This window comes from Flavobacterium sp. WC2430, from assembly GCF_040822075.1.
In the GTDB taxonomy this organism is placed as follows: domain Bacteria; phylum Bacteroidota; class Bacteroidia; order Flavobacteriales; family Flavobacteriaceae; genus Flavobacterium.
Window position 1 is genome coordinate 35732 of record NZ_CP162007.1, and the last position, 14950, is coordinate 50681.

General features: G+C 33.6%; 8 protein-coding genes. 2 read left to right on the forward strand and 6 right to left on the reverse strand.

The window, feature by feature from the left end:
• Window positions 1–80: 80 nt before the first annotated feature.
• The 3 genes from AB3G36_RS00185 to AB3G36_RS00195 form a co-directional block, all read right to left on the reverse strand.
• The gene (locus AB3G36_RS00185; RefSeq protein WP_367757971.1) at window positions 81–2852 is read right to left on the reverse strand and encodes a bifunctional aconitate hydratase 2/2-methylisocitrate dehydratase; all 2772 of its coding nucleotides are present in this window, start codon (window positions 2850–2852) and stop codon (window positions 81–83) included.
• A 344-nt stretch (window positions 2853–3196) separates the two neighbouring features.
• Entirely contained in the window at window positions 3197–4150 is a 954-nt protein-coding gene (locus AB3G36_RS00190; protein WP_367754840.1) for an AAA family ATPase, read from the reverse strand.
• 80 nt (window positions 4151–4230) lie between these two features.
• Window positions 4231–5664: a peptidylprolyl isomerase gene (locus AB3G36_RS00195; protein ID WP_367754842.1), complete on the reverse strand. Its 1434-nt coding sequence runs from the start codon at window positions 5662–5664 to the stop codon at window positions 4231–4233.
• Between the two features lie 646 nt (window positions 5665–6310).
• On the opposite strand from AB3G36_RS00195, the gene AB3G36_RS00200 reads away from it, so the two are divergent.
• Both AB3G36_RS00200 and AB3G36_RS00205 read left to right on the forward strand, forming a co-directional pair.
• Window positions 6311–7750, forward strand: a complete 1440-nt coding sequence (locus tag AB3G36_RS00200) for an alpha-amylase (RefSeq protein ID WP_367754844.1) — start codon at window positions 6311–6313, stop codon at window positions 7748–7750.
• Window positions 7751–7853: 103 nt separating this feature from the next.
• Window positions 7854–9443, forward strand: coding sequence for a peptide chain release factor 3 (locus AB3G36_RS00205; protein WP_367754846.1), 1590 nt, complete (start codon window positions 7854–7856; stop codon window positions 9441–9443).
• A gap of 79 nt (window positions 9444–9522) precedes the next feature.
• Here the strand turns inward: AB3G36_RS00205 and AB3G36_RS00210 are convergent, their stop codons facing one another.
• The 3 genes from AB3G36_RS00210 to rpoC form a co-directional block, all read right to left on the reverse strand.
• Complete coding sequence (locus AB3G36_RS00210; RefSeq protein ID WP_367754848.1) at window positions 9523–9870, reverse strand: hypothetical protein; 348 nt, start codon at window positions 9868–9870, stop codon at window positions 9523–9525.
• 268 nt (window positions 9871–10138) lie between these two features.
• Window positions 10139–10450, reverse strand: coding sequence for a DUF3467 domain-containing protein (locus AB3G36_RS00215; RefSeq protein WP_331578288.1), 312 nt, complete (start codon window positions 10448–10450; stop codon window positions 10139–10141).
• A 3-nt stretch (window positions 10451–10453) separates the two neighbouring features.
• Window positions 10454–14764, reverse strand: coding sequence for a DNA-directed RNA polymerase subunit beta' (rpoC, locus tag AB3G36_RS00220; protein ID WP_367754850.1), 4311 nt, complete (start codon window positions 14762–14764; stop codon window positions 10454–10456).
• Window positions 14765–14950: the final 186 nt, after the last annotated feature.

The window sequence follows — 14950 nt, forward strand, 5'->3', positions numbered from 1 at the left end:
TATACAAAAAAATGAGGAGCTATAAAAAAAAGCCTGAGTTAATAACTCAGACTTTTCATATATTTAATAAAGATTAACAATTACCTAACTAATTGCTTATGAGGAGGTGCAAACTTAGTCAAATTGATTCCTTTTACAGCTACTTTGTATTCTTCTATAGTAGGAGTTCTACCTAAAATTGTGGATAAAACTACAACAGGTGTAGACGAAAGTAATGACTCTCCTTTTTTACCTTCAGTATCCTCAACAACTCGTCCTTGGAAAAGACGTGTAGAAGTTGCCATTACCGTATCTCCTTTGGCGGCTTTTTCTTGATTACCCATACATAGGTTACATCCTGGACGTTCTAAGTACAACATTTTTTCGTATGAAGTACGTGCTATTGCTTTAGGTATGTTATCATCAAATTCAAAACCAGAATACTTCTGTAAAATCTCCCAGTCTCCTTCTGCTTTAAGTTCATCTACGATATTATAAGTTGGTGGCGCCACTACAAGCGGTGCTTTGAACTCTACCTTACCTTGTTGCTCATCTATGTTTTTAAGCATTTGAGCAAGAATTTTCATATCTCCCTTGTGAACCATACAAGAACCTATAAAACCAAGATCTACTTTTTTATCACCACCATAGAAAGAAAGTGGTCTAATTGTATCGTGCGTATATCGTTTAGAAACATCAATATTATTTACGTCTGGATCTGCAATCATTGGCTCTGCAATCACATCAAGATCAACAACAACTTCAGCAAAATACTTAGCATCTACATCTGGAGTCAATGCTGGTTTGTCACCTGATTTGATTTCCGAAATTCGCTTATCAGCAATAGCAATCAATCCTTTTAAAACTTGTGATGCATTATCCATTCCTTTATCAATCATGATCTGGATTCTACCTTTTGCAATCTCTAAAGATTCGATTAATGTAGCATCTTCAGAAATACAGATAGAAGCTTTCGCTTTCATCTCTGCAGTCCAATCCGTAAATGTAAAGGATTGGTCAGCTGTAAGAGTACCAATATGTACCTCAATAACTCGTCCTTGGAACACGTTATCTCCTTTAAACTGATGAAGCATCTGAGATTGAGTAGCATGAACTACATCACGGAAATCCATATATTCCTTCATTTCACCTTTGAAAGTTACCTTCACAGATTGCGGGATTGGCATAGAAGCCTCACCTGTAGCCAATGCAAGCGCAACGGTTCCTGAGTCAGCACCAAAAGCAACTCCTTTAGACATTCTGGTATGAGAATCACCACCAATAGTAATTGCCCAGTCATCAACTGTAAGGTCATTTAATACTTTATGAATAACATCCGTCATTGCAAGATATTCTCCTTTCGGGTCACGTGCAGTAATCAAACCGAAGTCGTTCATAAACTTCATTAATCTAGGGATATTTGCCTTAGACTTATTATCCCAAACTGAAGCAGTGTGGCACCCTGATTGATAAGCACCGTCAACAATTGGCGAAATCACAGTAGCAGCCATAGACTCTAACTCCTGAGAAGTCATCAAACCAGTTGTATCTTGCGAACCCACAATATTTACGGTAACACGCACATCAGAACCAGCGTGCAATACTTTACCTGGAGTAGTTCCAACAGCGTTTTTATTGAATATTTTTTCAACTGCAGTTAGACCTTGTCCTTCAATAGAAATTTCTTTTGATGCAGCGTACACTTGAGGTATATCAATATTTAAAGTTTTACAAGCAAATGTTTGTAATTTTTTACCAAAAACGATAGCATAAGACCCACCCGCTTTTATAAATTCCACTTTTTGAGGAGTTAAAGAAGATGAAATATCAATCAACTCTTTGTCCTCATTATATAATTTCTTAGTCTTTGTGTTGATTGTAAGAACAGTTCCTGTAGCAACAGAGTACACTTCTTCAAGAATAGCCTCTCCTGCTGCATCAACGAGAACATTTCCTTCTGCATCTAATTTTTTAGCCCAGTTTTTAAGATCAATCCCAATCCCACCTGTTACCCCAACAGTTGTTAGGAAAATTGGTGAAATACCGTTTGTACCGGCAATAATTGGAGCAATATTGATAAATGGAACATACGGACTTGCTTTTTTACCTGTCCATAATGCCACGTTGTTAACACCTGACATTCTTGATGAACCTACGCCCATAGTACCTCTCTCAGCAATTAACATAACGCTTTTATCAGGATTAGCTTCTGCCAATGCTTTAATTTCATCTTGTGCTTCAGGAGAAATCAAACATTTACCATGCAATTCACGATCTGATCTTGAGTGTGCTTGGTTTCCTGGAGAAAGTAAATCAGTTGAAATATCTCCTTCACCAGCGATATAAGTAATTACCTTAATTTCTTCAGCTATTTCTGGTAATTTTGTAAAGAATTCTGCTTGAGCATAGCTCTCTAAGATTTCTTTTACTACAGCATTACCGCTTTTATAAGCCTCTTCTAAACGATCAGTATCTGCTTCATAAAGAAAAACTTGTGTTTTTAATACTGCCGCAGCATCTTTTGCAATAGCAGCATCAGTACCTAAAGCTAAGTCTAGCAACACTTCAACCGAAGTCCCACCTTTCATATGTGATAATAACTCTAAAGCAAAAGCAGGAGTAATCTCAGCAACAACTGATTCTCCTAAAATAATTTCTTTCAAAAACTTAGCTTTTAAACCTGCCGCAGGAGTAGTACCCGGCACCACATTATAAATAAAGAAATTCAGAGAATCCTCTCTGTCCTTGTTATTTACATCTTTAATTTGCGAAATAACATCGCTTAATAATTCTGCACCATCAATTGGCTTTGGGTTAAGTCCTTGGCTTTTTCTTTCTTCAATCTCTTGGATGTAATCCTGATACGTATTCATAATAGAAGTCTTTTTCAATTTTAATAGCAGATTCCATTGATAATTTCAATATCAAAAAGCCATTATATATAGGTGATTTTTGTTTTTTTCAAGTGCAAATTTACATATTAAAGATGAGAATTAAAAAAATTTAATAGAGGTGCCCTTTTCAAAAATTATTATTATCTAATACTGATTTTTAATGCGTATAATTAGCAAAATATTAAAATTTTAACATTTTAATGATTAATCCGTAATCAAACATTTGTATTAGTATTTTTTCTAAAAAGCAAAAACCACACTCAACAAGAAAACGTTGTAGTTCTATTCAAAACCCAACTATAAACCAGCTAATAAATTTCATTTTAAAGTAACTTTGAGATTATAATCTCTTCAGTTATCCCCTCAGCATCTGCTTTGTAATTCTTAATAATTCTATGGCGAAGTATACCAATTGCCACCGCTTTTACATCTTCAATATCTGGTGAAAATTTACCGTTGAAAGCGGCATGCGCTTTGGCTGCCAAAATTAAATTTTGTGATGCCCTAGGTCCTGCACCCCAATCTAAATAATTTTTAACAAACCCATCAGACAAAGCATTATCAGGACGTGTTTTACAAACCAAACTTACTGCATATTCAACCACATTATCGGCAACTGGTATTCTACGTATCAAATGCTGAAAGTCTATTATTTCTTGAGCCGTAAAAAGAGGATTAATACTTGAACTCACATCAGATGTAGTTCTTTTAACCACTTCTACCTCTTCATCAAATGAAGGATATTCTAATTTTATAGCAAACATAAAGCGGTCTAACTGCGCTTCTGGCAACGGATAAGTTCCTTCTTGCTCAATAGGGTTTTGTGTAGCTAAAACGAAATAAGGCAGATCCAGTTTGTAATTCTCACCTGCTATTGTAACAGAACGCTCTTGCATCGCTTCTAATAAAGCGGCTTGTGTTTTTGGAGGTGTTCTATTGATTTCATCCGCAAGAATGATATTCGAAAAAATAGGTCCTTTTATAAATTTAAATTGGCGATTTTCATCTAATATTTCACTACCTAAAATATCGGAAGGCATCAAATCTGGTGTAAATTGTATTCTTTTAAAATGAAGCCCTAAAGCTTGAGCCAGTGTATTTACTAACAATGTTTTTGCTAATCCTGGAACACCAACTAAAAGAGCATGACCTCCTGAAAAAATACAGAGTAAAATTTGATCTACTACTGCATCTTGACCCACTATTATTTTGGCGATTTCGTTTTTAAGATCGTTCCGTTTCTGTACTAAATTATGTATTGCTGCTACATCAGACATTTATAAACCTATTTAAATTAAAAAAGAGTTAACGCTATGAAAATCCATAAAGCTAACTCTTTTTATTTATTTTATAAAAATTATTTTTTCTTCAACCAGTTATTGGTAAAATCACAATCTCTGTATTCACCAAGAACCTTAATATACGTTTCATTTATTTTCTCATCAAACCATTTTCCAACAGCTTTAATTTGTTTTTCTTTTAAAGCCAACTCTTTTATTTTAAGATAATCAGTGGCATAATCCGCAACATGTTCGTTGATTCTATTTGTCACAGTAATAAGCTTAAAACTTTTTTTACCGTTTTCATCCGTATCCAATATAGGTTGTGAAATCGCATCATCTTTTAAATTTGAAACTTGACTGTACAGACTAGGATCCATTTTTGTCAATTCGAAACGCGTATCTTGCGTTTTTGGATTAATCAAAACACCACCATTTGCTTTAGTTTCCTTTTGGTCAGATTCCGTTCTAGCCGCTTCCGAAAAAGATATTTTTTTATCTACAATTTTACTTCTAATTAAACTGATCTTCTCTTTGGCCTCATTAATAGCTTCGTCAGAAACTGTTGGCATCAATAATATATGGCGTAATTCAATTTCTTGTCCTTTAATTTTCTCTATGTATATAATATGAAACCCGTAAATAGTTTCAAAAGGAGCTGATATCTCCCCTTCTTGCAAACTAAAAGCCACATCTTTAAACTCTTTTACAAATGGTGTTTTTCTATTCATTTTATAATAACCCCCATTTGTTGCTGAACTTGGATCCTTAGAGTACAAAACGGCTTTTGTCGCAAAACTAGAACCTTCTTCTACTTCTTTCTTAAACCCATTAAGTTTATCAATTACTTTTTGTTTTTCAGCATCCGAAACTTTAGGAGTAATTACGATTTGCGCCACTTCCATTTCTGCACCAAAAAGAGGCAATTCATCCTTAGGTATTTTTTTGAAAAAATTACGAACTTCTTCTGGTGTAATTTCAACTCCTTCAACAATCTTTTTTGTCATTTCAGAAGTTAATCTTTGCTCTTTCAAAATATCAAAAAAGTAACTTTTAAACTCCTCTTCTGAATTTTTTTTATAGTATTTTACTACTTTTTCAAGAGATCCAATTTGACCAACCATATAGGCTAATCTATCTTCCAACATCCCTTTTACCTCAGCATCAGTTACTTTAATACTATCCTGAATTGCTTGATGCGCGTACAGTTTGTCTTCCATTAGTTTTCCTAACATCTGACACCTTGTTATATCTTTAATTGAACCTCCTTGACTTGAAATTTCTAAATACGATTTATCAATATCTGAATCCAATATAATGTAATCCCCTACAGTAGCAACTACACCGTCTATTTTTTGTCTTTGATTGAATTGGATTTTCTTAACAGGAACAATAACACTATCTTTAATTATCTCTTGAGCTCTAGTAATTGTACTTGAAAATAGTAAAAGAAAAAAAATAAGTGCAATTTTATTATTTATGGACTTCATTTGTATTTTGTTTAATAGCATTATTTGAAATTTATATTACGACAAAGGGTTCTGCTCATCGGTTCTTCACAATTTATTTATAAAAGCCTTTACTTTCGCGACCAAATATACGCTATAAGTATCAAGAAATAAAAATGTTCTTACAAACCTTTTTCCATAATTAAAACGAACAAAAATAACAATTCAATTACATAATACAAGTTTCCTCACTAGTATTAACAAAATTTTATAGCAGCACTATTCTTCTATAGAATTATATTACATTACTGCAACGACTACTAGTTAAAATCGAATCTCAATCAACAAGAATTAAAACATCCCTCCTGTAATTTCACTGCCTAAGTATTCTAATTTTCCGCAAACAAGAAGCTAAAGCAAACCCATCTTTCAACCTGAAAAACAGAACACCTGACTTAAATTGAACCAAATCGCTCATTTTTAACAAAATACAAATAAGTTGTCAACACTATTACGTTATCGTAACGTAAATCGCAACCACTACAGTTAAACTGTCTTAAATTTATATAAATTAGCCAAATATCAATATAATTCTTAATAAAAAGCAACTAAAAAAACTGATTATATAAATAAATACTACTATTTATGCTAAAAAACCAATATATAAAAATCACCCTGAATCTATTAATTAACCCAAATTAACCATTTTATGAAAATCAAAAAAATTAAATTTTACCTACTAGCTTCCTTATTTATAGGATTTTATTCGTGTAATCCTAATGATGAATTACAAAAAACTTCTACAGAACTAATTGTTCATGATAAAGTAGTTGATGTCACACACCATGATGGACACCCTTTTAGTACTGGAATAACGACATCTACAACAGGAAAATATGTTGCAAATCCAGGTGGAGGAGTAATGATGCAAGCGTTCTATTGGGATGTTCCTGCTGGTGGAAACTGGTGGAACACCCTAAGCACAAAAGTTACTGACTGGGCTAATGCTGGAATTGGTTCAATTTGGCTGCCACCTGTTTCGAAAGCCCAAAATGGAGCTTATTCAATGGGATATGACCCTACAGATTATTTTGACTTTGGAGACTACAATCAAAATGGTACCATTGAAACACGTTTTGGTTCCAAAACTGAATTGGTCAGTTTAATTACAAAAGCGCATACTGAAAACATGCAAGTGTATGCTGATATGGTTCTTAATCATAATAGCGGAGGACAGCTAGAAAACAATCCATATACTGGAACTCAAACGTACACCAACTTTACAGGTGTGGCCTCTGGAAAGTTTCCAAGAACAAGTGCTGATTTTTATAAAAATGCTTATGCTAATAATGATGAAGGAGCTTTTGGAGGTTTTCCAGATTTAGCCCATGTAACCCCGAATGTTCAAAACTGGTTGTGGTTAAGAACGGATGGTGTTGGAAAATACTACAAAAACATTATGAAGTTTGACGGATGGAGATTTGACTATGTAAAAGGTTTTGGTTCATGGGTAATTAAAGACTGGAATTCAAACGTAGGCGGTTTCTCGGTTGGCGAATTATGGGATTCAAACGTGAACACTTTGAACGATTGGGCAAACAGTGCCAACAGTTCTGTATTTGATTTTGCGTGTTATTACAAAATGAATGATGCCTTTGATGGGAATAATTTAAACCTTTTAAATGACGACATGATGTGGAAAAGAAATCCATACAAAGCGGTTACTTTTGTTACCAATCATGATACAGATGAAATATGGAAAAAAGAATTGGCCTACGCATACATTTTAACTCATGAAGGTTATCCTACGATTTTCTATAGAGATTATGAGGAATGGTTGAACAAAACAAAGTTGAATAACCTTATCTGGATACACAACAACAAAGCAACTGGAACTACATCTATTTTATATACTGATAATGATCAATATATTGCTCGAAGAAATGGTTACAATGGAAATCCAGGTTTAATTGTATATATTAATAATTCATCAACTTGGCAAGAAAGATGGATTCCTACCAATTGGGTTAATGCACAAATTAAAGATTTCACAGGGAACTCTACTTGGTTACCGACAACTCAAGGCGACAAATGGGTAAAAATACAATGTCCACCAAATGGATATTCAGTTTGGTCAATAAACATGTAAACACCAATTACTACTAATATAAATGAGGCTATTCTAAAAGAGAGCCTCATTTTTTTTTATTAGCATTTATAAATAGTACTTTTGCAAACTATTTACAGTAAATATGAGCTTTTTAAAAGAAATACAAAGAAGAAGAACTTTCGGAATTATCTCGCATCCCGATGCAGGTAAAACAACACTAACAGAAAAATTGTTGCTTTTTGGAGGAGCAATTCAAGAAGCTGGTGCAGTAAAAAATAATAAAATTAAAAAAGGAGCTACGAGTGACTTTATGGAAATTGAGCGTCAGAGAGGAATTTCGGTTTCTACCTCTGTTTTGGCTTTTAATTACCAAGATAAAAAAATCAATATTCTTGATACTCCTGGACATAAAGATTTTGCCGAAGATACTTTTAGAACTTTAACCGCTGTTGACAGTGTTATCGTTGTAATTGACGTAGCAAAAGGGGTTGAAGAACAAACAGAAAAATTAGTCGCAGTTTGTAGAATGCGAAAAATTCCTATCATCGTTTTTATTAATAAAATGGACCGTGAGGGAAAAGATGCTTTTGACTTGATGGATGAAGTGGAACAAAAATTAGGACTTACTGTCACACCTCTTAGTTTTCCAATAGGAATGGGGTATGACTTTCAAGGTATTTATAATTTATGGGAACAAAACATCAATTTATTTAGCGGAGACAATCGTAAAAATATTGAAGAAACAATCGCTTTTTCTGATGTTCAAAACCCTGAATTAGAAAAAATAATAGGCCAAAAACCTGCTGATACTTTACGAGAAGAATTAGAATTGATTGATGAAGTTTATCCAAAATTTGATCGTCAAGACTATTTAGACGGTAAACTACAACCCGTTTTTTTTGGATCAGCATTGAACAATTTCGGGGTAAGAGAATTACTGGATTGTTTTGTTGCTATTGCACCTTCACCTAGACCAAAAGAATCCGAAACAAGATTAGTAGATCCAAAAGAAGAAAAAATGTCTGGTTTTGTATTTAAAATCCATGCAAATATGGATCCAAAACACAGAGACCGTCTTGCTTTTATAAAAATTGTTTCTGGAACATTTGAAAGAAACAAACCGTATTATCATGTACGCCAAAAAAAGAACTTGAAATTCTCCAGTCCAAATGCATTTTTTGCAGAAAAAAAGGAAATCGTAGACATTTCTTATCCTGGTGATATCGTTGGTCTTCATGATACTGGAAATTTCAAAATTGGCGACACTTTAACCGAAGGAGAAATCATGAGCTTTAAAGGAATCCCTAGTTTCTCTCCAGAGCATTTTAGATACATTAATAATGCAGATCCAATGAAAGCAAAACAACTGGATAAAGGTATCGATCAATTGATGGATGAAGGGGTTGCACAGTTGTTCACACTTGAAATGAATAACCGTAAAATCATTGGAACTGTAGGTGCACTTCAGTATGAAGTAATCCAATACCGACTAGAACATGAATATGGTGCTAAATGTACTTATGAAAACTTTCCTGTACACAAAGCATGTTGGGTAAAACCAGATGATGCTAAAAACAATGAGTTTAAAGAATTTAAAAGAATCAAACAGAAATTCTTAGCTCATGATAAATACGGACAATTAGTGTTTCTAGCTGATTCCGACTTTACAATCCAAATGACTCAAAATAAATACCCAAGTGTAAAATTATTTTTTACATCAGAATTTGAATAAGGTTATAAAAAAATAGAAGAACAAAAAAAACGCTAATTCACATTAGCGTTTTTTTTATCCCTTTTAAATTTTATTTTGTTTATGCTAAAGCACTTTCAAAATTCACTGCTTTTTTCAAGAAAGCTTTAATCAATAAACGATTAGGTGCCAACCCAGAAGTCATAATTTGTTTTTTTGTATTTATACCCTCAGTAGATATTGTACTGTTTGGATCTTGTTTTGAACCCATGAACCAAAGAACAAATTCCATATTAGCTGCTTTGTTATTTTCTTGTTTAACCTCATTAGTAGATTCTGTAGTATTTGATACTAAAGAATTAACAATTTGAGTTTGAGAAAATGAAACATTAGACAACAAAATAAAAGCAAACATTAAAAATAATGTTATTGAATTTCTCTTGTTATTTATAGCTACTGAATTGATCATAATTTTTGTTTTTCAATAAGGATTATTAATTTATCTCCTTATTCTTTAGCAAAAATACAACCGCATTAGACTTTTAAAAAATATTTCCGATGAACACCACTTAAACTCGTTAACTAACAAAAGAACAGTTTAAACGCTAATATGTACGTTCACTGACCTACTAATTTTCACATTAACAACAAATATTTACTACTTACTACGAATATCCCATTTGCAATAATAAGATATAACAAAAAAGGCTCCATAAAAATGGAGCCTTTAATAAAAATTATGCTTGTCCTGCAGGACCAAAATTCAGCGGTATTGGAGGTTGTTCAGTATCTTTAATCTCACCATGGGCAAGTTCAAAACGATGAATATTTTCTCCAATTGCTTTCAACAATCTTTTGGCATGCTGCGGAGTCAAAACTATTCTTGACTTTACTTTAGCTTTAGGAATACCAGGCATGATACTTACAAAATCGAGAACAAACTCTGAAGATGAATGATTAATAATTGCTAAATTGGAATAAATTCCTTCAGCAGTTTTTTCATCCAACTCTATATTAATTTGTTCCTGTTGTTGTTTAGAATTACTCATATCTTAATAAATATATTCCTCTTTATTAGCCATCATATCATTATAATCTTCTTTTGAACCTACTATCGTGTGATCGTATTCTCTCATACCTGTTCCGGCAGGGATTCTATGACCAACAATAACATTTTCTTTCAATCCTTCTAAGTAATCAATTTTACCCGCAACAGCAGCTTCGTTTAATACTTTAGTTGTTTCTTGGAAAGATGCAGCAGAAATAAATGATTTTGTTTGTAATGACGCTCTCGTAATACCTTGTAAAACTGGAGTACCAGTAGCAGTAATAACATCGCGTGCTACAACAATATTTTTATCATTACGTTTTAAAAGTGAATTTTCATCACGTAATTCACGAGGAGTTATAATTTGACCTTCTTTTAGGTTAGTCGAATCACCAGCTTCTTCAACAACTTTCATACCATAAAGCTTATCATTTTGAACGATAAAATCTTTAGTATGAATCAATTGATCTTCTAAGAATAAAGTATCTCCAGGATCTTGAACTCTCACTTTACGCATCATTTGACGTATTACTACTTCAAAGTGCTTGTCATTAATTTTCACCCCTTGTAAACGGTATACTTCTTGAATTTCATTAACCAAATACTGTTGAACAGCAGCAGGTCCTTTAATTCTTAAGATATCATCTGGTGTGATTGCTCCATCAGATAAAGGTACACCAGCTCTTACAAAGTCATTCTCTTGTACAAGGATTTGACTTGAAAGTTTTACTAAGTACTTTCTGATGTCACCAAATTTAGATTCGATAACAATCTCACGGTTACCTCTTTTGATTTTTCCAAAAGAAACAACACCATCAATTTCAGAAACTACAGCTGGATTAGATGGATTACGAGCTTCTAACAACTCTGTAATTCTTGGTAAACCTCCTGTAATATCTCCTGATTTAGAAGAACGACGTGGAATTTTAACCAATACTTTACCTGCTTTAATTTTCTCCCCATTTTCAACCATTAAGTGGGCACCTACTGGTAAGTTGTAAGAACGAATCAATTCACCTTCTTTACCGTAAACCAATAAAGTAGGTATTAATTTTTTAGCTCTTGACTCAGAAATTACTTTTTCTTGGAAACCAGTTTGCTCATCAATTTCAACCATGAATGATTGACCTTGCTCTAAATCTTCGTAAGCAATTTTACCTGTGAATTCCGAAACAATAACTCCATTATATGGATCCCATTTACAGATTACATCTCCTTTTGCAACGGATTGACCGTCTTTTACAAAAATACTTGAACCGTAAGGGATATTATGAGTATTTAATAAAATACCTGTTTTTTCGTCAATTAATTTTAATTCAGTTGAACGAGAAACTACGATATCAACTGCATTACCATCATTGTCTTCACCTTTAACAGTTTTTAAATCTTCAATTTCTAGTTTACCGTTAAATTTAGTAACGATGCTAGATTCTTCAGAAATACCACCCGCAACCCCTCCAACGTGGAAAGTACGTAATGTCAGCTGTGTACCTGGTTCTCCAATAGATTGTGCTGCAATTACACCAACTGCCTCACCTCTTTGTGTCATTTTACCAGTAGCTAAGTTTCTACCGTAACATTTAGCACAAATACCTTTAGGAGCTTCACATACAAGAGGCGAACGAACTTCCACTTTCTCGATTGGAGAAGCTTCAATTACTTTCATTATTGCCTCAGTAATTTGTTGTCCAGATTGTACTAATACTTCATTAGTTAAAGGATTAATAACATCTTGCAATGCAACACGCCCTAAAATTCTTTCTCCTAATGATTCAACAATTTCTTCATTCTTTTTCAATGCTGAAACTTCAACACCTCTTAATGTTCCACAATCTTCGATATTAACAATAACATCTTGAGAAACATCATGCAATCTTCTTGTTAAATATCCTGCATCCGCCGTTTTCAAGGCAGTATCCGCAAGACCTTTACGCGCACCGTGAGTAGAGATAAAATACTCAAGGATAGAAAGACCTTCTTTAAAGTTAGACAAAATCGGGTTTTCAATAATTTCCCCACCACCAGCAGTAGATTTTTTAGGCTTAGCCATCAAACCACGCATACCAGTTAACTGACGAATTTGTTCTTTGGAACCCCTTGCTCCAGAATCAAGCATCATATACACTGAGTTAAAACCTTGTTGGTCTTCTCTAATGTTTTTCATTGCTAATTCAGTAAGCTGAGCATTTGCAGAAGTCCATACATCAATAACTTGGTTGTAACGCTCGTTATTTGTAATAAGACCCATGTTATAATTAGCAGAGATACCTTCAACTTGCTCTCTAGCATCTGCAATTAATTTTGGTTTTTGCTCTGGAATTCTAATATCACCTAATGAGAATGATAATCCTCCTCTAAAGGCGAATTTATACCCCATATCTTTCATATTATCCAAGAAAGCTGCTGTTTCAGGTACACTAGTCGCGTTTAATACGTGACCAATAATATCTCTAAGGTTTTTCTTAGTTAATACATCATTGATATAACCTGCTGCTTCTGGTACTACTTCATTAAATAATACACGACCCGCAGTAGTTTGAATGATTTTATATACTAATTCTCCAGCATCATTAAAATCTTTAGCTCTAATTCTAACACGAGCATTCAATTCTAATTTACCTTCGTTTAATGCAATATTTACTTCTTCTGCAGAATAGAAAGTCAAATCTTGACCTAATATAATGTGTTCAGGAGTTGAGATACGTTCTTTGGTCATATAGTATAGACCCAAAACCATATCCTGAGAAGGTACAGTAATTGGCGCACCATTTGCAGGATTCAGAATGTTATGAGAAGCCAACATTAATAATTGTGCTTCAAGGATAGCTTCTGGTCCTAATGGTAAATGTACTGCCATTTGATCCCCATCAAAATCCGCATTAAATGCCGTACAAACTAAAGGGTGCAATTGGATTGCTTTTCCTTCAATTAATTTTGGTTGGAACGCTTGTATACCAAGTCTGTGCAAAGTAGGAGCACGATTCAGTAATATTGGGTGTCCTTTAATTACATTTTCAAGGATATCCCAAACTACAGGCTCTTTCTTATCTATAATTTTCTTAGCTGATTTTACAGTTTTAACAATACCTCTTTCTATCAATTTACGGATAACAAAAGGTTTGTATAGTTCAGCTGCCATATCTTTAGGGATACCACATTCGAACAATTTCAATTCAGGTCCAACAACAATTACCGAACGAGCAGAATAATCCACACGTTTTCCAAGTAAGTTTTGACGGAAACGTCCTTGCTTACCTTTAAGGGAATCAGATAATGATTTTAATGGTCTGTTAGATTCTGTTTTAACAGCAGATGCTTTTCTAGTATTGTCAAATAATGAATCTACTGATTCTTGCAACATACGTTTCTCGTTTCTTAAGATCACTTCTGGAGCTTTAATCTCCATTAATCTTTTCAAACGGTTGTTACGTATAATTACACGACGGTATAAATCATTTAAATCTGAAGTTGCAAAACGACCTCCATCAAGTGGCACAAGTGGACGTAATTCTGGTGGAATAACAGGAACTACTTTCATAATCATCCATTCTGGACGATTCTCACGGTTCAAGTTAGATTCACGGAAAGACTCAACAACTTGTAATCTTTTTAATGCTTCTGTTTTACGTTGTTTAGACGTTTCATTGTTAGCACTATGTCTTAATTGGTAAGATAACTCATCAAGATCAATACGAGCTAATAAGTCCATAATACATTCAGCTCCCATTTTGGCAACGAATTTATTAGGATCGAAATCATCTAAATACTGATTATCAGCAGGAAGTGTATCTAAAATATTCAAATATTCCTCTTCAGTTAAGAAGTCTAATCTTTGAACTGATTCACCTTCTGCATTTTTAGCAATACCAGCTTGGATTACTACGTATCTTTCGTAGTAAATGATCATGTCTAATTTCTTAGATGGAAGACCAAGGATATAACCAATTTTATTTGGAAGAGAACGGAAATACCAGATGTGAGCGATAGGCACAACAAGGTTGATATGACCCACTCTATCTCTACGTACTTTTTTCTCAGTAACTTCTACTCCACAACGGTCACAAATAATTCCTTTGTAACGAATTCTTTTGTATTTACCACAAGCACATTCAAAATCCTTAACTGGTCCAAAAATTCTTTCACAGAAAAGACCGTCACGCTCAGGCTTGTGCGTACGGTAATTGATAGTTTCTGGTTTTAAAACTTCACCTCTTGATTCTTTCAAGATAGATTCTGGAGAAGCAAGACCAATCGAAATTTTATTAAACCTTTTTACAGGATTCTTATCTTTATTATTATTTCTATTATTCATCATAGTTTTTACTATTGATTTATTAGCAATTGAAAATTGATTCTCGTTTTAGTCTAAAGTCAAATGCCATAAAGTTTTTAAAGTCATAAACGACTTTGGACTTTCGACTTTCAAACTTTCGACTATAACATTACCTCGGCTTACTTCTCTAAACTTCAAACGACTTGAAGTGCTAATTAAAAACTAAAT